The sequence below is a fragment of the Allohahella sp. A8 genome, assembly GCF_047946665.1.
Lineage (GTDB): Bacteria > Pseudomonadota > Gammaproteobacteria > Pseudomonadales > Oleiphilaceae > Allohahella.
Genome location: NZ_CP172312.1, coordinates 1,616,175 through 1,640,562 on the forward strand (window position 1 = coordinate 1,616,175; position 24,388 = coordinate 1,640,562).

Genomic DNA, 24,388 nt, shown 5'->3' on the forward strand with positions numbered 1-24,388 from the left:
TCAGGCCAGCTGACTGCTGGCCCTAAATCAGGCTACGCATGAACTGCGTGAGGTCCCATTCGCACCATAGCCCCTCCTTTTGATAGATTCGCCCCACACATCCTTCGAGACGGGATGGCAGCGGCGGGGGTTGTTGCAGGCGGTGGTCGTCGCTCAGCCTTACTTTCTTTGGTAGCTGACTGATGGCGACGGCAAAAGCATCGCTGCCCTGCCCCAGCAGGAGAACGTAAGGCACTGAAGTGTGACTGGCCGGTGCCGCCGCATTGCCAAACAACGCGTCCAATTCGATCACTGGGATTACTTGACCCCGGGCATTGAGAAAACCCGAAAGCCACTGCGGTCCGTAAGGCACGGTGCAGATGCTGGGTGCTTCAATGAGTTCCTTCGGGTAAGACTCCGGAATGAGCAGACTGAGACCCTGTGTCAGGGTTACGGCAAAGCTTTCACGCCATGCCTGCTTCGGCTTCACCGAACTGCTCTGCGATTGCGCCGACTGCAGCCGCGCAAAGGCTTCGGAAGGTTTGAGTAGCGGCTGTCGTTGCGATGTTCTGGCTAGAGTGCTCATGACTGCTTGCTTCCCCTCGCTGCCAGCTATCAGGCGTAGTGACGCAACTGGGTGAGTATCTCTTCAGCCTGATAAGGCTTCGAAATGAGACCCTTTGCACCCTGGCGACTGGCCCAGAGATGGTCCGCCTTCTGATTCTTGCTCGATACAAAGACTATGGGGATACCGGCCAGCGCCGGATCTCGGCTCATCTCGCGGCAGGCACTGAAACCGTCCATACCCTGCATAATGATGTCCAGCAGGATGAGGCTCGGCTTTTCGCTCTTCGCCCGCTCGATGGCTTCCTGTCCTGACTTTGCGGTGATCGCGGTATACGAAGCGCCGCTCACGATCTGCTCCAGATGCTTCAAATCTGCTTCGCTGTCGTCGACTATCAGAATTTTCTTACCCATACATCACCTCAATGAAGTAAACAGGGAGCGGGATGCCCCCACACCACAACTCAGGACACATTACCGATAGGCAGTCATCCCAGTTGCAAAACCTGTGTGCTCCCGGACAGGCGCCTGCGGCAGGTACTCTCGCACCGCCTTAAGCAACTCCTTGTCCTGCGGAGGCTTCGTGATATAGCCATCACAACTCGACATCTTGGCCTTTACCCGGTTCAAGGCCGAAGACTTGCCGGTCAGCATCACGACCTTGGTGTTGGCATTGATATGCTTGATCAGGCGGCAGGCACGATAGCCATCCATTCCAGGCATCATGACGTCCATGAATACCAGGTCGTAGTTGTGACGGTTGGCGAGCGAAACACCCTGGCCGCCGTCTGAGGCGATATCGATACTGGTGTCGGGCGAAATGAGTGCGTGCAGTTTCTGGGTCATGAAGGTGCACACCGGAGCGCTGTCGTCGACAACGAGAATGCGCGACTGCTTATCGACCTGCACACTTGTGCTGGATTTGTCTGCACTGATGGAGTTCAGCGCTTCAGAGAGGCGACGGAAGACAAGGGGGCGTTGCAGACTGATGCTGTTTGGCAAGCATCTGTTCTTGTGCGCGCTGATGGAAATGATTGAAGCACCGCTATCGACCAATCTCATTCGCTCGCACGCTTCGTGGGCATCTGGGCGGTCGAGGTCGATCAACATGATCTGACCGCCGGTGCGACCCGCTTTGGGCGCCAGTTCAAGGTGACCGAACCACTCCACACTGAGACTAAGCAGATTGCGGATCAGCAGTAGATCCCTCTCAGTCAAACCCCAATGAGAAACTAATATCTTAGCCATTGCACTCGTCCCAACATAAGGTCTCGTGTTTACCGTCCGGCTCTACATGCCAATGAATCGTTTAAGCGCGGCTGGTTACTGATTTCAGTGTAGGTAAGACAGAGGCAATAGAACAAAAAATATCGCGTATTAAATAGTAAGCTCAATGTAACCAGCTATACCCGTATATTTCTCATTGTGTTGTAGGACAATATAACAGCGGATAAAACCATTGTTATCATTGAGTTGACAGCATCAGTAAAAATTCAGCCGAACAAAATATATTGTATTATGTGACAGGCTTCTCAATATTTATTTTTCATAATTAACGATGCAAAACCACCGAATTTATTTAATAAGAGCATTGATCATTTAATTAATAAGAGCAACGCTCATATACGCCAATGAGCAATGCTCACGTTCTTATAAGAGCAACGCTCATTTAAAATAAGCAAACCGATCAGAGACTTTTTGGGCTTAGAACTTAATCGCGTAGCAGCGAGCGCCAGGCCGACTCCGCGAAGGCATCCCGAGGCGGTCGCGCAGTCACAAGCGGAGATGAGGTGGATTGGAGCACGGCGGGAGAGAAGGTCGTACCGGTTGACGTGTTCGATACGGAGAATCAGAAAGTGTTCACCGCGGAAATCACAATGAACGTTAAGTTCGGCTAGTGCTGCAGCGCGCTGGGCCGACCTCTGAAGATCGACCCAGTGATCACTACCACTCCCTAACGATGGTCGACTTGCGACGTAAAACCCGCCTCATCCCGGATCCCGATTCTGTTGCCGTCAGGATCACTGATATTGATCGTTCGACCCCACGCATTTTCGGTTATCGAGGCTTCAATGCCCCAAGCTAGCAGTTCTGCAAGAGCCGCCTCGATGTCGCGGACGTTGAAGCGCAACTTGAAGCTGCTTTCTGTTGCCGATTTGACGCCTGACTTTGCTTTACCACCTTGCTCTACCATCAGATAGCCGTTGCCGTATTCAAAGCAGGTTAGCTGGACGCCATCATCAGTTCTGTCGAAGAGGACCGGCAGGCCGAACAGATCGCGGAAAAATGTCACGCATGCAGGATAGTTCTCGGTATTCAGGATAATGCCGTGACGGGCGACGTTGGTGATCATTAGATTCCTCCCGGGTTTTCTCAATCTGGCCGTTCAACAGACTGATAGTAGGCCGGCCAGCATACCGCCCCAAGCAATCCCAAGACTATAGTGAATCAGGGATTGAAAGCCGAGAGATTCACGCGCTTGCTGCCTTTACAAAGGAAGGATTTAACAGCGAAATGGGGTGGAACCCGTCAACCCCACCCACCCCATGCTAGGCGCTGTCTACTGCTCCGTTTGCGCTGGATTCAGGATGTAAGCAGCCATGAACTCCCCGAACGGATTTGCAGTCGAGCGGACCGTTATTCCGGTAGGTGATGGTAAGCCGTTTGGATATGCGGTCACTTCGGCAGTGTCTTTAGTTTCGCCCGACGCAAAAAAAAGCCCGGCAAGGCCGGGCGTAGAATACTAAGGGAGACTACATCTCGATCATGGAAAACAGCTGGTTATTACCGCCGTTCGAGCGGTACTGCTGAACGGCAGCACGGTTTTCCGAGTTATTGCCACGGATATCGAGATACTTGGAGCTGCGCTTGTTGATGATGCTCACACGAGTGCCGACCTTCTGAAACTTCCAGAGTTGGCTGCTGTCGTTGGTATTGCATTGGACCTGAACCAAACGAGCGCGGTCAGATGTGCTGTTACCGTCGATAGACAGGCACATACCAGAATGCTTTGCCTTCAGGCTTGTGTAGTCACCTACACTAGCTGCGGTGAATTGTTGGTTCGCTGCACCGTGACAGCTCCACTGAGCCAGCGTGGCGCCAGCTGTTCTCTTGATGCCGCTAACGTCTACACACTTGCCGCTATGCGCAGCCTTGAAACTGTAGGTTTTCCCCGACACAGCCGTTCGAGTGGTCGTGGTGGTGGTCGTGGTCGGCGCCTTAGCCACCGGCGTTGTTGAAGCGGCTGTTCTGAATGCAGCCACTTCATCTCGCACATTGTTCAATGCACGCGCAGCATCGGCCTGAGCCGACTTGCCAGCGGGAACGCCACAGGGCTTGCCGTTGCATGACACGTTAGGATTGGAGAACTTGCCCATACGGCTGGTGGAGTACACGTGAGCGTAGGCCATTATCGTACTGAACGAGTAGTTCTCGCCATGTCCCAGGCCGTACGCATATCGGTATCCGCTTGTGTTGCCCTGCTTGCGCGAGTGATTCAGGCCCATATTGTGACCAAGCTCGTGAGCCATGGTCATAGGTCCGCATTGCGGTCCGGCCATACTGTAGGCGTAATCTTTCAAAACACTGATGTACCCAATGCCACAACTGGCTTTCGGACTAACCATGACGACAAAATCGGCGCCGTATTTATCACGCTCTGCACGGATGTCTGCATTCTTTTGCAAGCTTCGCAGCGCAGTTGACATATCAGATGAAGACTCTTCATGCGGCAAGGTCGCTGCAAGACGGAGCTGGATATCAATTTTCGAATTCGAGTAATAGCCGTTGATCTGCTTGACCCAGCTTTGCATGGCCACGGCTGGCTCTCCACCCAATTTTTTCTTGGCGGCGTTATCGTACAGAACAAGCACATCGACAGTCGCAGCACTTGCCGCTGCTGATGCAAGCATGCTGCTCGCACACGCAGCCGAAACTACAATCTTCCTCAATCGCGTCATTGTTTTCTGGCTGGGTGCTTTGGCGGTAATCTGAATCATTTACTGAACTCCACTTCTACTGCAGGGCGCGGCTGATTGGCGAAAAAACAGCCTCATAACAATCCCCAAAATGAATGTATTGCGAGTGCTCTCATTCGGCACTTCGATCGTGACAACAGTCGATGCCCGAGAGGAGCAACGATGTAACCTTGTCGAATACTAGACTGATTTGGCGACGGAAGACTGACGTGAGTTTGCAGGTTTTCAAAAGGCTACATTTCTATGCCTGATGAAACGGAAAGCGAACAAAGCTTGGTGGTAAACGAATGGATATCAGTGATGCGATCGGCGTCAGACGATTGCTCGACGAAAGGCCGCCATGAGCCGCCCGTCAATTACAGTGAGTCCAAGCCCAATGAACGCAATGCCAAAAAGATGTCTGGAGGTGAGTGGCTCGTCAAGAATAGTGGTGCCCAGCAAGGTCGCGCTGATGGGGATGAGGAAGGTTACGAGCAGCAGGTTGGTTGCGCCAGCGGTCGCCAGAATCCTGAAATAGAGAACGTAAGCAAGCGCCGTAGACAGCAATGCCAGACCGACAACCGCACCCCAGACTTCGACGCCTGGGGCAGGAAGCGTCCAAGGCTGCTCGATGATGAGTGCAAAGGGTAGCAGCACCAAGGCCGAAGCTGTGACCTGGCCAGCGGCCGTGACCAGAGGCGAGCTTCCCAGGCTCCGAAAGCGGCGGCCGTAGATGCCTGCAAACGCATATGACATCGCTGCCCCGAGCACTGCAAACTGGGCAAGTGTGTTGGCACCCAGGCCCTGAAGCGTACCAGGACCAACGATGTATACGACACCTGCAAGACCGAATACGACACCAACCAGCCGCGCGCCAGTCATCTTTTCGTCGCTTGTCAGAAAATGGGCGGCAACAACGGTGAAAAATGGCGTGGAAGCATTGAGTATGGCAGCCAGACCGCTGGCGATATGCGTCTGCCCCCAGACAATCAGGGTGAAAGGCACAATATTATTGAGACAGCCCATGCCGAGAAAAGCGAGCCATAATCTACGGTCGAGCCCAATGCGCGCTCCCGTTGCGATAACTATCAGATTGAGCACTATTGCAGCCAGTCCGACCCGAAACGCAACGATCGTTAGCGGGCCAAAGGCATCAATGGCCACTTCAACGAAGAAGAACGATCCGCCCCAGAGAACAGAGAGCGCTATCAGCAAACTCCACTCGACGAGTCCCATCGAACGATTGATGGCAGGCATACGGGTTCCTTATTTTGCAGTGTCATGGCACCCAATGTAGCAAGCCACATCGACCAATAGCATTCCGCTTCGTGTCGTTATACTGAGAAACTGACGGGGCGCCAGCGCATTGCGAGGATATATAAGCGCAGTGCAAGCAATGGGGCCCGTCGTCTCAGCCATCTCGCGTGCAAGCTGCACGAGCGGCTGAGACGACTTCGAAAACGCTGGAGGATATCGGGCGTCTCGCGCGTCATGGCCAGTCGCTCGATTCTGCGCAGCCCCTTTAGTCCCGCCTTGATTTCTGCGGGGTCCATACGACAAAAGCCCTGATACAGGTCGACAGTAGACTTGACGTCATGCTCTGGCGGGAGGCCACCAAGGTATGCGTGCTGTAGCCGGCCTGGAACGGTAAGACTGAGTATGCGGCCCTTGTCACCGCGGCTGCCAGTCACTGACTTGGTATGAACGCGATAATCCACAAGACAATCGGGAATATTATCGACAAGGAAGCCGGCACTCACGAGGCGCGCCCACAGATCGCTGTCCTGGGCCGTCCAGTAGGCCGGATCGTAGCCACCAACCGACAACACCGCGCTTCTTCTGAACATGACGCCCGGATGAAGCAGAGAATTCATGAACATCATCTGAAACGCCAGCCAGTCTGGGCCCTGTTCAGGAATTCTGGTCTGAAGCGGCTGACCGTTCTCGTCAATCCTGCGCCAGCCACAAGAGAGCGCGGCGAGCTCAGATCGCTTTTGCATGGCCGAAAGTTGAATCAAAAGTCGATCGGCGACGTAGAGATCATCTGCATCAGCCCTGGCGATGAATTCCGCGCTGCAGTGCTCGATGCCAAGATTCAAGGCAGAAGCCAGACCCTCCGATGTCGCGCGCCTGACACATACCGCACATCGTCCGTCGAGGCTGTTCTGCTCACGAACAAAGTCTTCGAGCAATGAGGGGCTATCGTCAGTACTGCCGTCGTCCACAATGACGAATTGGACGCCATTTCCAGGCGTTTCAAGCGCGGCAAGACTGGCGAGTGTGGTTGGGAGAAAGCGCGCGCCGTTGTGCACCGCCATCAATACGCTCACCGAGACCACTGCATCAGGTCCGGGTGTTGAAGTCGGCATCTGGTAAACCCTTTGACAGATAGGTGAATCCGTATCGGGCTATCCAGCCCGACCAGCATTATGCATAATACGGTCCGATTTTGAACGGATGTCGGCATTAATTATTGAATTCCGCAATCGCGCGCTGAAGGGCATCACGAGACGTTTCAGATGGCGCTCCTCGATGTCCAGGCACCCGGGAATTCGCAAGCAAGATAGATCAGAGTCTCATAATGTATATATTGAATGTCATCAAAACCATCTTGTCAGTGCTCGATAGCAAGATGCAAAGAAACTGTATCGCGCTACAATTTGTATTTCTAGTCGCCGCTTTTTTCGAAGTTATTGGAATAGCGAGTATAGGACCCTTCATCGCGATCCTTTCGAATCCAGACATCATCCGCTCCAACGACATACTTTCTGCGATCTACGTGCAATTGGGCTTTGAGAGCGATCTTCAATTCATCATGGCTGCTGCCCTTGGATCACTCATTATGATCCTGCTGTCGAACGCCGTCGCGGCCATCACCATGTGGCTGACCTTCCGTTTTTCGGTAGCGCTCGGCAGCAGCCTTCAGCAGAAGATCTACCGTAACTTCCTGCACAAAGACTATCTCTTTCACAAGACCGGGAACTACAACAAGCGGATCGCCGTGGTGTCTTCGCAGGTGCCCAGGTTCGTCTACATGCTTTTTCAGCCCTTCCTGGTACTGACGAGTCAGTTGTTTATCGCAACGATCATCCTTGTGGGCCTGCTGATTCTCAATCCACTCCTAGCGCTCGTAGCTGGCAGCATCATTGGCGGCTCATACCTACTCACCTACATTTTTATCCGCAAGAAGCTCGCTTACCATGGCGAAATCATCTCGGAGAGAAACACTCAGGTACAGAGCATTCTGTCGGAGTCCTTCATCGGGATAAAGGACGTCAAGCTGGATGCGATTGAAAACAGGTACATCGAACGTTATAACTCGGTCAATGTCAGAGGTCTCAAATCTCAGTCCTTTATTGCGCTTTCAGGCTCACTACCACGATTCATCATTGAATCCATTTCATTCGGCGCGATTCTGGTGCTCGCTCTCGTATTGCTCACCACTCAGGATGACATACGCTCAGTCGTGCCGATTCTCAGCATCTACGCGCTGGCAGGCTACAAGCTGTTGCCCACGATGCAGCAGATCTACAAATCCGTCTCCAGCCTCAGCGGCCACGGCTCAGTGGCCGGTATCGTCAAGAGCAGTCTGGATGCTGCGCCTGCGGAGCCGCCAGCGCACGCCAGGCAACTAAAGCCAATCAGAATTGACGAGGTCAAGCTGTCCAATGCCAATTTTATCTACAATGCTGAGAGCGCGCCTGCGATCAATAATGTTTCGCTCACCTTGCGCCGCGGTGAAATCTATTCGCTTGTAGGCCACTCCGGCTCAGGCAAGTCCACGCTCGCCGATGTCATTCTTGGCTTGCTCAAGCCCCATTCCGGAGAACTGCTGGTTAACGGTACCCCACTGCGAAGCGAGGACCTGGTGTCGTTTCGCAAGCGAGTCGGGTACGTGGCTCAAACCATATTCATCCTCGACGACAATGTGGTGAACAATGTTGCTTTCGGTGTACCCGAAAACGAAATTGACATGGAGCGCGTAAAGCAGGCACTCACCCTGGCCAATGCCGATGAATTCGTCGAATCGCTTCCGAAGGGCATCTACTCGGATCTTGGCCAGGATGGAAAGTTATTGAGCGGCGGTCAGCGTCAGCGAATTGGCATCGCCAGAGCCTTGTATAAGCAGACCGATCTGTTGGTGCTGGACGAACCAACGAGTGCCCTGGACATGGAATCTGAGCACAAGCTGATGATGACACTCCACTCGCTCAAGAAGGATCTGATCATACTGGTTATCTCTCACCGACCAGCCTCTATCAAGATGTCCGACCAGATCATATTGATGGCAGCCGGCGAACTTGAAGATGTGGGACCCTACAAGGAACTGGTGGAAAGAAACGACCATTTCAGGGATATGATGGCTCGCTCCACCACAGAATAGTGGACCTCTCAAAAACCGAGGACAAACGTGACAAACCCGAAAGCACAGACAAGCAAGCTGCGGCGAACCATCGAGGACACGCTGCTCAGGATAATCAGAGCAAGTATCGCAAGCGGCGTTCCCGCAGCCTGGTTCGGGTATCGAGGAATACGCCGCGAAACGGTGCAGGCGTATTTCGACAGGCAGGCTGGGTCATCGAGCGCTGGGAAGTACGAGATAATTCATCCACGGAGTCAGGCCGCCAACCCCCTCCCCGCAAATATCGCCTCACGGGATCAGCTGCCCGATGACCGGGGCTGGTGGGGCTATTCCTTCCGCGATGTACCAGAGCGCATCAGTGACGAAACCTACATTGCCACGGTTCCAGACTGCCTCATCACCTGGTATCGAGACCCCGATAAGAAGAACGATTTCTACCCGGCAATACTAAATAAGGACTCACGTGCTTTCGATATGCGTGAGCTTCGGTTCCGGCCTTTACACGCCATCACGCTTCGAAAGTCACCAAAGCCAGTTCGGCTCAAGAAGGCCACATGGTTTATCGAGCGCGTGTATCACAATCATTCTCACTGGCTGACAGCCCATTTGCCAAGGCTGCTGCTGCTGCGTGAGCAGGGCCTGCTCGGCGAGCTTATCCTGCCCCCCGAAAGAACAGCTTCTCTCGATGGCTCGCTTCGTATGCTTGGCTTGAATCCCGACGACTTTCAGACCTACGATCCGTCGCGGCCGCTTTTCGTTGAAGAGCTCACCATACTCGGCACAGACAGGTTTCGGCCTGAACTCCTTCAAATGATACCCGAGGCTTTCGGTGTGAACGAAGGCGCGCCGCCGAAGCGGAAGGTCTTTATCAGCCGTCTGCAGGCGACCCGTCGGCGCCTGGTGAACGAAGACGAAGTGTGGGCTGTGTTGGAGCCGCTGGGTTTCGAGCGAGTGTTGATGGAGAACCTGTCCTTCGAGGATCAGGTCAATCTCATGCGCGAAACCGCCGTACTTGCAGCACCCCATGGTGCGGGACTGACCAATATGGTTTTCTGTCAAAAAGGCACCGATATCGTTGAGATAGCCGACCTGAGTTTTCCGAACCCGAACTTTTACGCTGTGGCCGCTGCCATGGGGCATCGATACTGGCTGATCCCCGCAACATCGATTGGCGACATGCATCCTCTGGAGAAGGACCTCAAGGTCGATCCTGCGCTGGTCAGCAGCACCCTGGCACAAATGGAAAGCAACTGAGATTGTTTTTTCGCGCCGAACATTCTCAAGGAGGCAATCGTTTATGGAGCTGACATCAACGCCCTTGCGAAGCGTCATAGCTAGTGCAACGGACCGTCTATATGCCCTGATGAAACGCAAACCCGATTTTCTGATAGTTGGCACTCAAAAGGGAGGCACCACATCCCTCCATGCCTATCTGAAGGCCCATCCGCAAGTCGTGGCTTCAGCGGGGCCAAAGGAACTCCATTTTTTCAATATATATTACGAAAAGGGCTTGGCCTGGTACCTCTCGCATTTTCCATGGCGCTTCCAGGAACGGGGGGAACTTACGTTCGAAGCAACCCCTGATTACATAAGCCACGACCCGGTGCCGCAGCGGATCAGCAAAGACCTTGGACAGCCGAAGCTTATTCTCACCCTGCGTGAACCCGCCGAGCGTGCTTATTCTGCCTGGAAAATGTGGCACAGCTTCCTCGACGATCCAAAGAAAATGAAGAAGGCAGACAAACGCAGTTTTGCAAGCGCCGTCAGGGAAGAACTAGCTTCAACCGATCACCAGCGCGATCTGCATTTCCACTATATTTCCATGGGCTTGTACGCGGACCACATCGAGCATTTCCTGCAGTATTCCAATGAAACGAACCTCCTTATGCTGGACTACCAGGAAATGGGTCGCGACCTGAATGGGTATCTCAAGAAGATCTGCGACTTTCTCGGCATCGATGAATTTTCTCGCGCAGAGTGTGACCGGCTGGGTAAAGTCCGTCATTGGGCTGGTAGCAAGCGACCTCGTACGGAAGAAGAAAAAGCGACGCTTGCCGAACTCAGAGCTTATTACGCACCGCATAACGAAAAACTGTTCAGCTTGCTTGGACGCCGGTTTGACTGGGAAGCAGCATGAGGCGCGGAGAGTTGCGCGTAGGCGTCGTCATACCCTGCTTCAATGCAGAGCGTTATCTTGCACAGACCATCAGCTCGGTGCTGATTCAGAGCTACGCCGCCGCCGAAATAGTTATTATCGATGACGGCTCCACAGATGGCAGCCTGACGATCGCGCGTCAGTATGAGGCAGCCTTCCCAGAGGTCGTCCGGGTGTACGCCGAACGCTTCGGCAACGCGCCGCGAGCCCGGAACGTTGGCGCGGCACGCACAGATGCTCATGCTTTAATGTTTCTGGACGCCGATGACGTCTTGGCACCTGACGCGCTTGAAGCGCTGCAGTCTGCGCTTTCGGCGAATCCCGCTGCGATAGCAGCCTGCCCCTGGCTGCGTATCGAACTTCAGGACGGCAAATGGTCGAGTCTTCCCGCTACCTGCGCGCCACGTAGGGCTGATCAGGATGCGCTCAGCGCTTGGCTCACTGGCTGGTACTACCCGCCCTGCGCCGTGCTCTGGTCACGTGAAGCGTTCACCGAAACAGGCGGCTGGGACGAGGAGGTCACCTCAAACCAGGACGGTGATCTGGTCATGCGTGCGCTGGTGAGTGGGACCACCTTGGTGGAAACTGAAGCTGGCACCGCGTATTACCGCAAGTTGCCTGAAGGTGAAACCTCATTAAGCGGCAAGCGCTTCAGCTTCGATGGGTTACAGGGTCGCTTGAAAGTCATTGAGAAGATTGCCCGTCTGCTCGAGGAAGCCGGCGCTATCGCACCATATCGCAAGCCGATAAGCCAGGCATTTGCATCGCTTTCAGCGAGCGCAGCAGACAACTTCGGCGGGCTTTCGCACTATGCCAGGGTGAAGAGCAGAGAGTACGCACCATCGCTCTGGCAGCGTGCACTTGCACGCGCCACCCGTAGCGGTAACACTCTACAGACTAGGCCGACAGCCCCCCCGCCACGGAATCAATTCGAGGAAATCAGCTTCGGCCTCGATCATGCCAAACAGGTTCTGAGCTCACCCGTTTCCGCTTCAGACCCGGTCTTAGGCGTGGCAGCCGTCGAGAAGTCACCTAAGGTGAGCGTCATTATTCCTGTGTATAACCGGGCGCATCTCCTCCACCGAACATTGGCAGGTGTGCTGCAACAAACTTTCGATGACTTTGAAGTGCTCGTGGTCGACGACTGCTCCAAGGATGACCCAGCCTCGGTCGTTGCGGCGTTACAGGACACTCGCCTGCGCTATCTGCGCCAGCCAGAAAACAAGGGCGTAGCCGCCGCGCGCAACCGCGGCCTTCGCGAGGCTCGCGCGCCCCTCGTCGCTTTTCTCGACGACGACGATGAGTGGTTCCCCGAAAAGCTGGATCTTCAGGTCAACTTGTTCAAGGCACTTCCGCAGGACGTCGGCCTGGTGTACACGGGCACTGAAACCGTGTCAGATGACGGCAGACGTATAGTGGATATGCCCTCTGCACATGGTGACCTGTACCTGGAGTTGCTGGTGCGAAATATCCTGCACGGCGCACCGGCCAGCGCCATGATGCGACGCAACGCGATCACCAATGTTGGTTTCTTTGATGAGACCCTGCCTGCAATCGAAGACTACGATTACTGGCTAAGGGTGTGCCGTTGCTACAGAATCGGGTGCATCAGCACACCCCTCGTCCGTTACAACGACCTCCGCGGCCCGTCGGAAGGCCAGCAGAATCAGGAACGGCGCTCACTCAACATCCAGGCAAACCTCGCGGCCAGAAACCAGTTCTACCAAAAGCACGGCTCGCAGATGCGCAAGGCAGGCGTTGCCCATCTCTTCCTGATCGACACAGCTAAACGTGGCCTGGTGGATGAATGGAATGACAGACGCGCCGCACGACGCCTGTCGCTAAAAGCACTCACCTTGGCGCCGACATCACGCGTCGTTCACCAGATGTTGCTGCGATCCTTCGGTATTCTGAAGCTGCTACGAATGCTGAAGGTGCGACCACCTGTGAATACGAGCGTTGCAGGTCCTGCTCAAACGGAGAAGTAAACAGATGGAAGTATCAGAGCAGTGCAAGTCGAGAAAGTCGGGCGCACTCAAAAGGGTGTTTGTATCGCCTGGACACAACGACCCCTCCGAGCCCGTGTATGGCCTGGCCAGGGAGCTGAGAAACCTGGGGATCAAGGTCTATCCGCCAGACCAGTCAATGACGGACGATCCCCTGAAATGGCTGAAGTTTTCGTTACAGAGCCAGGCGCTCGTGTTCAACCGCTACGACAACGGTAACGGCCTTTACCTGCAACGCCAACTGTACCGGGCGAAAATGTGTGGCTGCATTACGGTTCGATGGTGGGTGGGTACGGATGTCCTGAACTGTCTTGAGTCCGAAGCAACACGGCAGGTCGCGCGGGCGGTAGATCGGGCCGTGGATCTCAACATCGCGGTGTCGCCTCACCTGGTCACAGAGCTGCAGGAAATCGGAATCCAGGCGGAATACGTGCCATCCTTTTGCGATTTCAGTGCACTCGGCGCCCATACACCCTCACCTTTCCCAAAAGGCGTGTTAAGCTACTTGCCAACGCATCGGAGAACCTTCTACGGCGAGAAATACCTGATTGCCGCTATCGAGGCGCATCCGGATCTTCAGTTCTTCGTCATTGCTGACGAGTCCCACGCTCTGGCCCACTACCCCAATGTGACCAGCCTCGGGTGGGTCGACGACCTTCAGGATATCTGGTCACGAGTGGGCATGTTGCTACGGGTTACCGAGCACGATGGTATGCCGCGCATGGTGTTGGAGGCGCTGGCTCGAAGCCGCTACGTAATCTATTCTGAGGTCTTTGAGGGCTGCTGGTATGCGGACTCGACTGAACGGGTGCTTGCTCATCTCAATACCTTCAAGGCACTGGATCAGCCAAACGAGGATGGCCCCGCGATAGTGAGTTTTTCGAAAGCGGCAAGCGCCCTCTTCGTGAGCAAAATCGAAGTAGCCCTCGAAAATGCCTGGTCACTGAAGCGACTATGGCAGCTTATGAACGCCTACCGCCAAGTAGGCCAGGACATTTAGGTCGAAGAGCACGAGACCCTGGTCTATTCGGCCTACGCGGCCGTACTAAGTGACTGGTGATCTCGGGGACCCTGAAGGCATGGATTTGCCCAGTGCCGAATTTGTTATACCAGTATATATACGGATATATTCAGGCTGCGTATTATCAGTTAGTGAAATGTTTAATTGTTTTACACCTTTATCGAGGTGCTGGCGGGAACTTTACTTAAAAATCTGTTCATGCTATTTATAAAACAAGATTTATAGAAACACAATAACGTTAATCAGGTCAATTAGTGCAATTAGAATGCCAGTAAGACCTACCGTATAATTGGAGAGTAGCAGCTTCTCATGGCAAATATAACTGTAGTAATTCCTGCTTTCAATGCAGCCAACACTATCGAAGCCTGTTTGGATAGTGTGCTCAGTCAAATCCGCCCTGCAGACGAAATCATAGTCGTCGATGACGGCTCTGCCGATGAAACAAGTCAGCTTGTTTCGGCCTATGGTGAGCAGGTAAAGCTGATCAACCAGAACAATCAAGGCAGCGCAAAAGCACGACAGGCGGGTAGCGAAGCGGCATCAGGTGATTACATTGCTTACCTCGACGCTGACGACTGGTGGCTCGAACATCATCTTCATGACGTTGAACGTGCTCTCGAATCAGCGACCGTGCACTTTCTTTTCACAGACCTAAGAAGGGCGTGGCCAAAGGCTCCGGAAGACTACCTTGATAGAAACAGTAGTTTCTTTCCGTGGTTCCAGGAGGGCTTCATTCCCCAGTCAACGGCGGTCGCTGGTGTCGAGAAGCTGTACGAGTTCACTCAGCGACAGTCCCTGGAATTCCTGCTGAAGGGCTTCCCAATCTATCCTTCTACTGCAGTAGTGAGCAAAGAAGCGCTTCAGGCAGTAGGCGAATGGGACAGCAGGTTCAGACGCTGCCAGGACTTCGATTTCTCCTTACGCATCGCCCGCAAATTTGGAATGCACTATTTCGATGACGTGCACACTATATTGGGTTTACATGATGTGAATTCCAATGTTGATGGCTACGTTACAATGCAGACATTGGGTGATATTAAAGTATTGGAGACTCATCTTCTTGAAAATAAGAATGATCCAGAGTACTCAATCGCTGTTAAGCGTGCGCTTTCGTCGAAACTATACAATCTAGGTCGGCGTTACATGGCGCAGGAAGATTATGACAACGCGATTACGACCTTCGTCAATTCGGTTTATTTCCCCGGCAAGCGGATTAAGGCATCCATACAGTCAGTGGTGAGTACCTGTCATGCCGTCAAAAATCGTTGCGTCGCACTGACTCAGTAAGCCCCACAAGCGTCACCTCCCCGTTCAGATCGCCGAGCGAGAAATCATTACTCTCTAACTCGGCTGCTTCAGCTTCCCTGCTTCCGTCAGGAGCATCTCATCGTGCTTCAGCAAGTCCATACCCTTTGCTCGTCACGTAAGACCTTAAGGTGTGGGCCACTCGCTACGTAGCCCGACCACTCGCCGATGACCAGCCGTGCTGGTTTTGAGGTTACAAAGTGGTATCTATCAAGAATAGCTTCCATGGGCCTACTATAGATCGTTGACCTCCCGGGCAGTATTCAAGACCTCAGGATTGAATCGGTACTCAAGTGACAAGTTACATAGAGTTGGGGTGGGAGCGTTCGATCCGGTTGCGCGAATAGTTAACTTTTTGAAGCTTAAGGATAAAGCCATGAATCAGATCAAAGTCGGTTGCCGCCTTGTCTACCAGGTCCATACCCCTACCACGTTTCTCTTCAACATTTCTGCAGCCAGGAATGAGCATCAGCAGATTGTCGAGGAGTCTTTCTATGTCGAGCCCTATTACAGGATTGAAGAGGGTGCTGTGAGTCCGCTTGGAAATCGGATGGTCAGGCTGTCGGTTCCACCGGGCGACCTTACCGTGAGTTACACTGCAACCGTCAACTTGATGGTGGAAGAAGCCCAGGCTACGGATGTGTCAGAAACACCGTTCGAGCAGCTTCCAGCAGACGTCCTGCCCTACCTCAACCCAAGCCGCTACTGCGAGTCGGACAAGCTACTGCAGTTTGCATCGGAAAAATTCGGGTCTCTCGTACCTGACTACTCACGCGTCACTGCTATCTGCAACTGGGTCTACGATGAGCTGTCCTATACCTCAGGTAGCACCGGCCCCACTACAACGGCCTGCGATGTTCTCGAGCTCAAGAAGGGTGTGTGCCGGGATTTCGCCCATGTGGGCATCAGTCTGTGTAGGGCGCTCGGTATTCCGGCCCGCTATGTGGCTGGATACGCAGTCAACCTTGAGCCACCCGATTTTCACGGCTTCTTCGAGGCCTATCTTGACGGCCGCTGGTTTCTGTTCGATGCCACGCGTCTGGCGCCCGTAGGCGGCTTTGTTCGAATTGGCACCGGTCGCGATGCAGCTGATGTCGCGTTCAGCACTATCCGCGGCAGCGCAGATAGTCCGGAAATGCAGGTTTGGGCCAATGAGGAACGCTCGAACGATAGACTGCTCGACCCCAACAACGTTGAGACTGCAGTAAGCTCAGCACCGTAAGCTGAAGATAACCTCAGGCTGGTTGCGGCGCCCGGCGTAACCAGCTACTCAGCAGCCTGAGTGGAATCGCTCATAATGATCCTGCAAGGTCTGCGCAAGGGTCATCGGGTCGAAGGGCTTAGGGATGACAGCAAAGGCTCCCAGGGACAGAAAGCGGTCTAGTTCGGTTTTTTGAACCTTGGCCGTCATGAATATCACGGGGATCTCACTGAGGTCCATCTGCCTCTGTAAGGCTTTCAAAATTGCTGGCCCGTCCATATCGGGCAGCATCACATCAAGCAGAATAAGGTCCGGCGAAAAGTCTTCTGCCTGTGCCAAGGCCATCTTGCCGTTTTCACAGCTCAACAGAGTCAGGCGCCCGACCGCCTCAATTGCCAGTCGTGCTATTGTTCGGATTGAGGGGTCGTCTTCGACATGAAGCACCTTCTGCAGCGATCTCATCCGCCTGCTCCCACTCTGCTCAGCAGGCGATGTATCGTCTCAGTCAAACTCTTGCCGGCTTCCTGATTTTTAGTAAATACCGCACTGACTTTACCAGCCAGCGCTCGTGGCACTTCGTGCCCTGACAATATGATGACCGGCACATCAGGTTGAGCCTGATGGAATACCTCCCACAGCCTCTCGCCAGTCCCGTCCGGGAGCCTGAGATCCAGCAGAATGAGGTCATAATGCGCCCGACGCAGTTTCTCGTTGGCCTGCTGAAGGGTGACTGCCTGCTCGACCTCAGCGATGCCGCGCAACTGTGTGCGGATTACTGCGCCGAGATCACAATCGTCTTCGACGTGAAGAACACGTGGCGATGCGTCGGGCCGAAATCGCGCAGTGCCATTCCGGTTGCCGGGGAGTCTGAGCCAGAACCGGCTACCCTGTCCTTCGATAGACTCGAAACCAATCACGCCTCCCATCAAGGTGGTTAGCTGCTGACTTATCGCGAGCCCAAGGCCTGTGCCGCTTTGAGTTCTGGCGTCTCCGCCGTCGGCCTGGGCGAACTTTTGAAAAATCCGCGAGCGGAAGTCTATGGGGATGCCTTTTCCGTGGTCGACTACGTCGATTATAACGTCATTATCAGCGGTCCTTTCACAGACGAGCTCTACCTTCCCGCCGGCAGACGAGGCCTTGCACGCGTTCGAAAGCAAATTATGCAAGACCTGCATCAGGCGCGCACGATCAACGAACACATTGCCTTCAAGATCACCTCGCAGCTCGATCTGCACCTGCATGGGGCCAGCATAACTCTTCATGCTCTGCACAGTTTCCTGCATCAAGGCGTCCAGCTCCACGTCAGCGAGCTGGAGCTGCATCTTGCCGGCAGCCAGCTTATCGATATCGAGCAGATCGTTTACCAGAAGGACCAGTCGCTGGCTGTTCTTTGTGGCGATCTCAAGCATTTCGCGCATGGTCTCCGGCACCGCACCGGCTACACCATGACTCAGCAATTGCAGGGCCCCTGAAATACTGGTGAGTGGTGTACGCAGCTCGTGGCTCACGGTTGATACGAACTCTGCCTTCATTCGCTCAACACGCTGCACTTCACTAATGTCTTCGATCAAAGACCAGATGACATCACGACCGTCGATTCCCTTGATCATGATGCCCTGTAGCCGAATGGGATAGCGACTGCCATCCTTTCGGTAGTATTCCTTCTCAAAAAGGCTGTAGCGGCCGGTGGTCTTCAGCTCATGAAGCGCGATGTGCTCTTTGGCTTCATACTCTTTCGGCGTAAGATCCCAGTAGCTCAACTGAATGAACTCAGCGTGCTCGTAACGGGTTTGATGCAGCAGCGCTTGATTGGCATCCAGAAATTCGCCGGTTTCTGCATCATTCAAGGCAATGCCAATTGGCGATAGTTCGAACAGACCGCGCAGGCGGGTTTCATTGGCCTGCAAGGCGAAATTAGCCTGCTTCTCCGCCGTCACATCGCGGATCTGGGAGACGAAGTGCAGAGGCGCCCCCTGCTCATCTCGCACCAGGGCAACCGACAGTTCTGCCCAGATGACCGAACCATCCTTGTGCCAATATCGCTTCAACATTCTATAGCTGCGGATGTCCCCGGCCAGAAGCTGGCCCAGCAGCCGAAGATCGCTGTCCAGATCCTCCGGATGCGTGATCGTCTGGAAGTCGATGGCAAGCAGCTCTTCTCTCGTATAGCCAAGTTTTTGGCACAGAGAATCATTGACTGCCGTCCAGCGCCCCTCCAGGGATACCAGCGCCATGCCAATGGCCGCTGTGTCGAAGGCACCGGTGAAACGCTCTGCCTGCAATCGGGCCTCGCGTTGCGCAGCAATCTGTTCGGTCTGATCCACCGCCACCCCGAGGAAGCCGGTGATTTCGCCATTACCATCGTGTAAAGCATTGACCGACAGATGCACCTGTCGGTGAGTCCCATCCTTTCTCAGGTAGGTCCAGTTACGGCTCTCACAGGAGCTCTCGAGAGCTTCATAAACAAATACTTCGAAGCCGCTGATGGGCTTGCCTGCTTTTCGCGAAAACTCTTTCGCGCGGGCCTCTATTTCACTGCTCAGATGGAAGTGGGCCGGCGTTTTGAGGCCGATGACCTCTTCGGCTGTGTAGCCGAGTATCCTGCTAGCGCCTGTATTGAATAGCGTTATCAGACCGCTTCTGTCTGTGGCGATAATCGAGGTTTCAGTGGAGGCGTCGACTACGGCTTTCAGGTGAGCGCTGGTTTTGGCACTCTGCTCCACAGCTTCCTTGAGCGCGCCGAAGTCGTGCATGACAACCGCTGCACCAACCTGACTACCGTCTGCAGCATAGGTGGCTCTGCCATGGCACTGAACATGCCTCGGCTTCTGATTCTTCGGCTTGATGACGATTTCGCTGCCATCCACGATGTCGCCCTTGAAGGCTCTCAGTAGCGGAATCTTCTCCAGCGGGAGCAGTGTGGTTTCATCCGGCTCATAAAGATCGAAGTGCTCTGCCCACTGCTCGGGTGGAAGCCTCAGTGGGTCCACACCGTGCCATTGCCGTGCCAGACTGTTGAAGCGATTCAATTTGCCCTTGGCGTCGCAGGTCACTACCGCATTCGGCATATGTTCGAGCAGCGTATCGACCATGGCTGCGTCGGCTTCGGCTGTTAGCTGCTTGCGCCGCATCTCCATGAGATGGACGGCGAGGTCGCCAAGCTGACGCAACTGCAAGCGAATGGCATCGTCCAGCGTCCTGACTTTCGAATCGATGACGCACAAGGTGCCATAGCAATGACCGCTTTTTGAGATCAGCGGCACACCAGCGTAGAACCGAATGAAGGGCGCACCAGTCACCAGAGGATTGTCCGCGAAGCGGTCGTCCAGGCGCGCATCGGGCACTTCGAAAATTTCATGTTGCAGAATGGCGTGGCCACAGAAGGATATGGCTCGTTCTGTTTCCTGAACTTCCAGGCCGCAGCGGGCCTTGAACCATTGCCGATCCTGGTCTATCAATGAAATCAGCGCTATGGACACCTTGCACAGCGACTTTGCCAACTGGACAACAGTGTCGAACTCCTTCTCAGGCGGGGAGTCAAGGATGCTCAGTCCGCTGAGCGCATCGAGACGCTCTTGTTCATTGGCAGGGAGCGGTGGCGGCTGGAAACGAGCGTCTGTCATCGACTGGTCCCCAGCTGCTTCAGTAAGGTCAAAGCCGAATCGAAATGTAAGGCCCTCACTGCGACTACCAGTGTCTGAAAATCGCCGGGGGTCATCCTTGACTTCAGATAGTCCCGCAGTTGTTCGAATTGTCGGTCTGCATCGATATTTCTGTCAGCAAGCATCTTTTTCAGGATCTCAAGTTCATGTCTGGCGGTCTCCTCATGCACTTCAACCAGAGGCGCATCATGGGCTTGCTGGGCAGGCCGTCGACGTTCGAACCACAGGTCGATGGCAGCCAGCATGGATTCATATCTGCGCAGCGCTTCAGTCCAATGATTTGCCAGATCGACCGGCGCTTCAGGATCTTCGATAAGGTGCTCTAGCGCCAACAGGCACTTGGTCAGACCTCCAGCACCAACCTGACTGACAGACCCCCTGGCCTTGTGGAGCGCAGCAGACGCAAGCTTTGGTTTACCCTGGAGCCATGTATCACGCGCTTCCAGGATCGGGCTGACACCCTGCTCCAGAACCTGCCGAATGCCGTCCAATACCAGCCGTTCATTTGTAGCACTGCCTCGAGCGATGCCAACCAACTGATCGAGGGTCCTCTTGATGAGTTCCGCATCCTCATCAGCGCCATCCAGTTGAATCGGGGACGCTCTGACCGGGGTGTGATCTAACACTTGCTTCAGTAAGTCGAACATTTGCGCCTCGACAACGGGCTTCGGGATAAAACCGTTCATACCCGCTGCAAGACAGTTCGCACGCTCTGATTCAAGTACGCCGGCGGTCATGGCGAGAACAGGTATGGCAAGCTGTAGCTCCTGACGAATTATTCTCGTGGCAGTGATACCGTCCATCACTGGCATCTGCACGTCCATCAGCACAACATCGAACTGTTCGCCCACCGATGAGAGTTGCGCAACAGCCGCTGCGCCATTGCTGGCGGTGACTAGCTCTGCGCCAGCATGCTCGAGAAAACTCTTCGCCACGGCCTGATTGAATACATTATCTTCGACCAGCAGAACTCTTCTACCCGCCAACAAAGCGTCAAAGGCGGCTGGTTCTGCGGCAGTGTCGTCAGTGGATACAAGTGGGTCGTGTGTGGTTGCCGCCGGCTCAGCAACCTGGAATGGCAGGAGAACAGTAAAGGTACTGCCTTTCCCCTGTTCACTACTCAAAGTGATATCACCGCCCATGAGCTGAGCCAGCTCTCTGGAAATGGCCAGTCCAAGTCCGGTTCCCTCATATTCTCGTGTAACAGACGCGTCCGCTTGTGAAAACGCCGAGAACAGCTCGAGCTGTTCATCAGCGCTTATTCCGATGCCAGTGTCCCTGACGATCGCCCGCAAGGTGATCCAGTCGCGTCTACGTTCGGCCACGTCGATGAACAGTGACACCCGCCCGCTTTCGGTAAACTTGATGGCATTACCGAGCAGGTTCAGCAGTATTTGCCGTGTTCTGGTGCCGTCGCCGATCAGTGAGCGTGGTACCGAAGCCTCTACTTCGATCGAGAACTCCAGCGACTTGAGCTTTGCCTCGGCACTCATGACGGCCACAAGTTCGTCCAGCACATGGTCGAGATTGAAAGGTTTACTTCGCAGCTCCATGCGTCCAGCTTCAATCTTGGAAAAGTCCAGGATATCGTTGAGGATTTCCATGAGGGAATTGCCTGCAGAGAGCATGATTTTCAGCTGCTCGCGTTGTTCGGTGCTCAGGGAAGTCCGCATGAGCAGTTGAGTCATTCCCAGCACCGCATTCATCGGTGTCCTGATCTCGTGGCTCATGTTGGCGACGAACTGACTCTTGGCGAGACTTGCCGATTCTGCTGCTTCTCGAGCCTCGGTCAGACGCCGGCTGGCAAGGCGGGCATCTGTCACATCCCGAAGAATAATGCCGTAGAAATGTTGCCCTTCATTTTCCCAGTACGACAAGGAAAATTCAGCAGGAAAAACTTCCGACGTTGCCCTCACGCAAGTGGCCCCAGCGGACTCGCCTGCGCGGAATTCATCAGTCGCTTCGATGTCTCGTTGCGCCTTTAACCGTGCCTCCACTTCTTCACGCTCCGAAGCAACCAGAAGCGAAGTCCATGGCAGCCCCAGCAGTTGCGCATTCGAATAGGCAAAGATTCGCTCAGCAGCCGGATTGCAGTAGACGATTCTTGCATCCCCGTTGACTATGAAAATCGCTTCCAGAGCCGTCTTCGCCAGGGATGTAAAGCGGGCCTCGGATTCTCGCAAAGCCATCGTCATCTGCTCGGCGAGCGATAAGGCCCGACTGCGAGTGACAACTAGCGCACGGATAAATGAGAAGAGAAGAAGGCTGATCAATATTCCGCTGATCAGCACAATATGGGCTTTGCCCCTGTCGACAGTCGCCGCAAAATCAGGTGTAGCCGAGACCGTAACCAGCCATTCACGGTTGGCAATTTTCACAGACTCGCGATAACGCAGGCTCGAGAGGAATGGAGACCCGCCAGAAGACACCTCAGGGGTCTCGCTATACATGAGCTTGTCTGGAAGCGTCTCATTGCCGTCATAGATTGCCAGTGCCAGCGATGATTGACGTTTACCGAGTACACCGCTTATCAGGTCATTCATGCGGAACGGACTGTAGACCACGCCCCTCATGGCGGCACGCCGTTCTTCGACTGTCTGTGGACTAACTTCAACATCGAAGATAGGCAGATACATCAGGAAGCCGGCCTGTTGCCCGACGTCCGTTTCCTGCACGAGCACAATTTTTCCGGAGACACTCGTTATACCTTCGTCCCTCGCAAGCGTCAGCGCCTTTCTACGGAGCTCTTCCGAGAACATGTCATAACCGTGGGCACGCTGATTGCGCCAGTCAAAAGGCGAGAGATATTTTATAGCCATATAGGTGCTTCGCTCACCTTCTGGCTTGACTACGAATTCTGGAAAGCCATCCAAGCGGACCTCCTGCTCAAACCGGCTCTTCCCAGCTTCGCTTCTGAGGTATTCAGCGAAGCCGACGCCCTGGATGCCTGGATAGCTCTCGGACAGCTTGAGCGTGGCTACATAGCGCTGCCACTCTTCCCGCGTTACATCATTTGACGCATGTATGAACCCTGCCGCGCCGCGCAGTACTTGTTCATAATCGCGCATACGATCGGAAATTCGTGAGCGTATCGACTGAGCATTGAACGTAAATTCATCCCGGGCAGCGGTCTCCACTGACAGACTTGTCAGCCGCCATGCACCTACCGCCAACCCGATACTCAGGAAAAACAGGCTCCACGGCAGCAAGAGCGCGGGCACGCTATGAGCCCCTGCGCCCTGACGATCGGCCAGATCGGCGGCAAGTACCAGCCCACTACTCACCCAGAGCAGAACGAAGCTGTCGAGGGCTATGAGCGACGCGTTATCGGCGCCGGTGCCAAAAACGAAAGGCCCATGACCCTGGACCGTCATGACAACAGCCACGGCAACGATGGCAAGGGTGAGCAGGCTTACGCCACGAACGCCGTAGAAAAAAGCGGTTATGGCGACACAGGGCACATAGAGGAAAAGAAAAATAAGACTGAGCATGGTGGACTGCAGGAAATCGCTGAACGCCAGGGCCGTGGTGACGACGACAGCCAGGCATATCAGTCCGAAAACCAGAACAGAGCCTCTACCCGGTACTACTGCGGTCCGTCGCCCCCACGCCACCATCAAGGGCGTTATAACCAGCATGCCAGCACTGTCACCGACCCACCAGGTGCCAAAGATGCTGATTGCAGAGGCTTGAGGGGCAAAGCCATTGAGCTCGAGAGCGGCTGTGCCGACTGCTGCACTTAACAGGCAGCCGGAAGCGCTCGCCATCAGGAAGGTGAACACGCCTCTCACTCTGTCGAAGATGGGGGCGCTGGTTGCGAAGCGTCGAATCAGCCAGAAAGCCAGAAGGGCTTCGAGGGTGTTGCCGATCGCGATCATTGCTGAAGCAATGTAGGTTGCTGGCGCAGCGTAGTCGTGGAAGACGACGACGTTGACACAGAATGCACCCACCGCGATTGCCGGCCACAGTCTCGCGCCGAACAGCAGCAACGCCCCAAGGGCGAGTCCTGATGTGGGCCAGATGGGGGAAACGTTAGTGGTGTCGAACGCCATTTGCAGGCTGAAGAAGCCCACCAGAAAATACACGACTGCGCAGAAAAGATTCAGCCCCATCAGCTGCAGTACCGAAATAGTCGGCGCTGCGCCTGGCCGAGCCAAGGTCGACAGCTTGGCCACC

At 54.5% G+C, this 24,388-nt stretch carries 17 protein-coding genes; 7 read left to right on the forward strand and 10 right to left on the reverse strand.

The features are described from left to right. Positions 1-22: 22 nt before the first annotated feature. The 7 genes from ACH3PB_RS07365 to ACH3PB_RS07395 all read right to left on the reverse strand — a co-directional run bounded on the left by ACH3PB_RS07365 (position 23) and on the right by ACH3PB_RS07395 (position 6,868). Positions 23-565, reverse strand: coding sequence for a chemotaxis protein CheW (locus ACH3PB_RS07365; protein WP_416398786.1), 543 nt, complete (start codon positions 563-565; stop codon positions 23-25). 29 nt (positions 566-594) lie between these two features. Further along, a complete protein-coding gene (locus ACH3PB_RS07370; protein ID WP_416398787.1) occupies positions 595-957 on the reverse strand; it encodes a response regulator in 363 nt (120 codons plus the stop codon). 60 nt (positions 958-1,017) lie between these two features. Then, the gene (locus ACH3PB_RS07375; protein ID WP_416398788.1) at positions 1,018-1,791 is read right to left on the reverse strand and encodes a response regulator; all 774 of its coding nucleotides are present in this window, start codon (positions 1,789-1,791) and stop codon (positions 1,018-1,020) included. Between the two features lie 706 nt (positions 1,792-2,497). Beyond that, a complete protein-coding gene (locus tag ACH3PB_RS07380; RefSeq protein ID WP_416398789.1) occupies positions 2,498-2,896 on the reverse strand; it encodes a VOC family protein in 399 nt (132 codons plus the stop codon). Between the two features lie 400 nt (positions 2,897-3,296). Further along, positions 3,297-4,541 carry an RICIN domain-containing protein gene (locus ACH3PB_RS07385; protein WP_416398790.1) on the reverse strand — a complete coding sequence of 415 codons (1,245 nt, stop codon included), beginning with the start codon at positions 4,539-4,541 and terminating at the stop codon, positions 3,297-3,299. Between the two features lie 291 nt (positions 4,542-4,832). Beyond that, on the reverse strand, positions 4,833-5,756 hold the full coding sequence (locus ACH3PB_RS07390; RefSeq protein ID WP_416398791.1) for a DMT family transporter: 924 nt from the start codon (positions 5,754-5,756) through the stop codon (positions 4,833-4,835). 77 nt (positions 5,757-5,833) lie between these two features. Then, the gene (locus tag ACH3PB_RS07395; protein ID WP_416398792.1) at positions 5,834-6,868 is read right to left on the reverse strand and encodes a glycosyltransferase; all 1,035 of its coding nucleotides are present in this window, start codon (positions 6,866-6,868) and stop codon (positions 5,834-5,836) included. A gap of 212 nt (positions 6,869-7,080) precedes the next feature. Between ACH3PB_RS07395 and ACH3PB_RS07400 the strand changes: the two genes are divergently transcribed. The 7 genes from ACH3PB_RS07400 to ACH3PB_RS07430 all read left to right on the forward strand — a co-directional run bounded on the left by ACH3PB_RS07400 (position 7,081) and on the right by ACH3PB_RS07430 (position 16,571). Then, entirely contained in the window at positions 7,081-8,883 is a 1,803-nt protein-coding gene (locus ACH3PB_RS07400; protein ID WP_416398793.1) for an ABC transporter ATP-binding protein, read from the forward strand. A gap of 27 nt (positions 8,884-8,910) precedes the next feature. Next, entirely contained in the window at positions 8,911-10,116 is a 1,206-nt protein-coding gene (locus ACH3PB_RS07405; RefSeq protein WP_416398794.1) for a glycosyltransferase family 61 protein, read from the forward strand. Between the two features lie 43 nt (positions 10,117-10,159). Next, positions 10,160-10,999: a sulfotransferase domain-containing protein gene (locus ACH3PB_RS07410; protein WP_416398795.1), complete on the forward strand. Its 840-nt coding sequence runs from the start codon at positions 10,160-10,162 to the stop codon at positions 10,997-10,999. Further along, positions 10,996-13,005: a glycosyltransferase family 2 protein gene (locus ACH3PB_RS07415; RefSeq protein ID WP_416398796.1), complete on the forward strand. Its 2,010-nt coding sequence runs from the start codon at positions 10,996-10,998 to the stop codon at positions 13,003-13,005. Before ACH3PB_RS07410 ends, ACH3PB_RS07415 begins: the two co-directional genes overlap by 4 nt. Before the next feature lie 4 nt (positions 13,006-13,009). Then, entirely contained in the window at positions 13,010-14,023 is a 1,014-nt protein-coding gene (locus tag ACH3PB_RS07420) for a hypothetical protein (RefSeq protein WP_416398798.1), read from the forward strand. 330 nt (positions 14,024-14,353) lie between these two features. After that, positions 14,354-15,331 (forward strand): glycosyltransferase family 2 protein, encoded by a 978-nt coding sequence (locus ACH3PB_RS07425; protein WP_416398799.1) that lies wholly within the window; start codon positions 14,354-14,356, stop codon positions 15,329-15,331. 394 nt (positions 15,332-15,725) lie between these two features. Continuing rightward, positions 15,726-16,571, forward strand: a complete 846-nt coding sequence (locus ACH3PB_RS07430) for a transglutaminase-like domain-containing protein (protein WP_416398800.1) — start codon at positions 15,726-15,728, stop codon at positions 16,569-16,571. A 48-nt stretch (positions 16,572-16,619) separates the two neighbouring features. Here the strand turns inward: ACH3PB_RS07430 and ACH3PB_RS07435 are convergent, their stop codons facing one another. The 3 genes from ACH3PB_RS07435 to ACH3PB_RS07445 are packed head-to-tail and all read right to left on the reverse strand — an operon-like array spanning position 16,620 to position 24,387. Next, a complete protein-coding gene (locus tag ACH3PB_RS07435; RefSeq protein WP_416398801.1) occupies positions 16,620-17,012 on the reverse strand; it encodes a response regulator in 393 nt (130 codons plus the stop codon). After that, entirely contained in the window at positions 17,009-20,173 is a 3,165-nt protein-coding gene (locus ACH3PB_RS07440; RefSeq protein ID WP_416398803.1) for a PAS domain S-box protein, read from the reverse strand. The genes ACH3PB_RS07435 and ACH3PB_RS07440 overlap by 4 nt, the downstream gene beginning before the upstream one ends. After that, positions 20,170-24,387: a CHASE domain-containing protein gene (locus ACH3PB_RS07445; protein WP_416398805.1), complete on the reverse strand. Its 4,218-nt coding sequence runs from the start codon at positions 24,385-24,387 to the stop codon at positions 20,170-20,172. Before ACH3PB_RS07445 ends, ACH3PB_RS07440 begins: the two co-directional genes overlap by 4 nt. Between the last annotated feature and the right edge of the window lies 1 nt (position 24,388).

Bases quoted from the DNA above. Each gene is read 5' to 3' on its own strand.
- ACH3PB_RS07395 (WP_416398792.1), bottom strand. From the start codon at position 6,868: ATGCCGACTTCAACACCCGGACCTGATGCAGTGGTCTCGGTGAGCGTA.
- ACH3PB_RS07390 (WP_416398791.1), bottom strand. From the start codon at position 5,756: ATGCCTGCCATCAATCGTTCGATGGGACTCGTCGAGTGGAGTTTGCTG.
- ACH3PB_RS07375 (WP_416398788.1), bottom strand. From the start codon at position 1,791: ATGGCTAAGATATTAGTTTCTCATTGGGGTTTGACTGAGAGGGATCTA.
- ACH3PB_RS07420 (WP_416398798.1), top strand. From the start codon at position 13,010: ATGGAAGTATCAGAGCAGTGCAAGTCGAGAAAGTCGGGCGCACTCAAA.
- ACH3PB_RS07370 (WP_416398787.1), bottom strand. From the start codon at position 957: ATGGGTAAGAAAATTCTGATAGTCGACGACAGCGAAGCAGATTTGAAG.
- ACH3PB_RS07415 (WP_416398796.1), top strand. From the start codon at position 10,996: ATGAGGCGCGGAGAGTTGCGCGTAGGCGTCGTCATACCCTGCTTCAAT.
- ACH3PB_RS07410 (WP_416398795.1), top strand. From the start codon at position 10,160: ATGGAGCTGACATCAACGCCCTTGCGAAGCGTCATAGCTAGTGCAACG.
- ACH3PB_RS07425 (WP_416398799.1), top strand. From the start codon at position 14,354: ATGGCAAATATAACTGTAGTAATTCCTGCTTTCAATGCAGCCAACACT.
- ACH3PB_RS07400 (WP_416398793.1), top strand. From the start codon at position 7,081: ATGTATATATTGAATGTCATCAAAACCATCTTGTCAGTGCTCGATAGC.
- ACH3PB_RS07430 (WP_416398800.1), top strand. From the start codon at position 15,726: ATGAATCAGATCAAAGTCGGTTGCCGCCTTGTCTACCAGGTCCATACC.
- ACH3PB_RS07435 (WP_416398801.1), bottom strand. From the start codon at position 17,012: ATGAGATCGCTGCAGAAGGTGCTTCATGTCGAAGACGACCCCTCAATC.
- ACH3PB_RS07365 (WP_416398786.1), bottom strand. From the start codon at position 565: ATGAGCACTCTAGCCAGAACATCGCAACGACAGCCGCTACTCAAACCT.
- ACH3PB_RS07440 (WP_416398803.1), bottom strand. From the start codon at position 20,173: ATGACAGACGCTCGTTTCCAGCCGCCACCGCTCCCTGCCAATGAACAA.
- ACH3PB_RS07385 (WP_416398790.1), bottom strand. From the start codon at position 4,541: ATGATTCAGATTACCGCCAAAGCACCCAGCCAGAAAACAATGACGCGA.
- ACH3PB_RS07380 (WP_416398789.1), bottom strand. From the start codon at position 2,896: ATGATCACCAACGTCGCCCGTCACGGCATTATCCTGAATACCGAGAAC.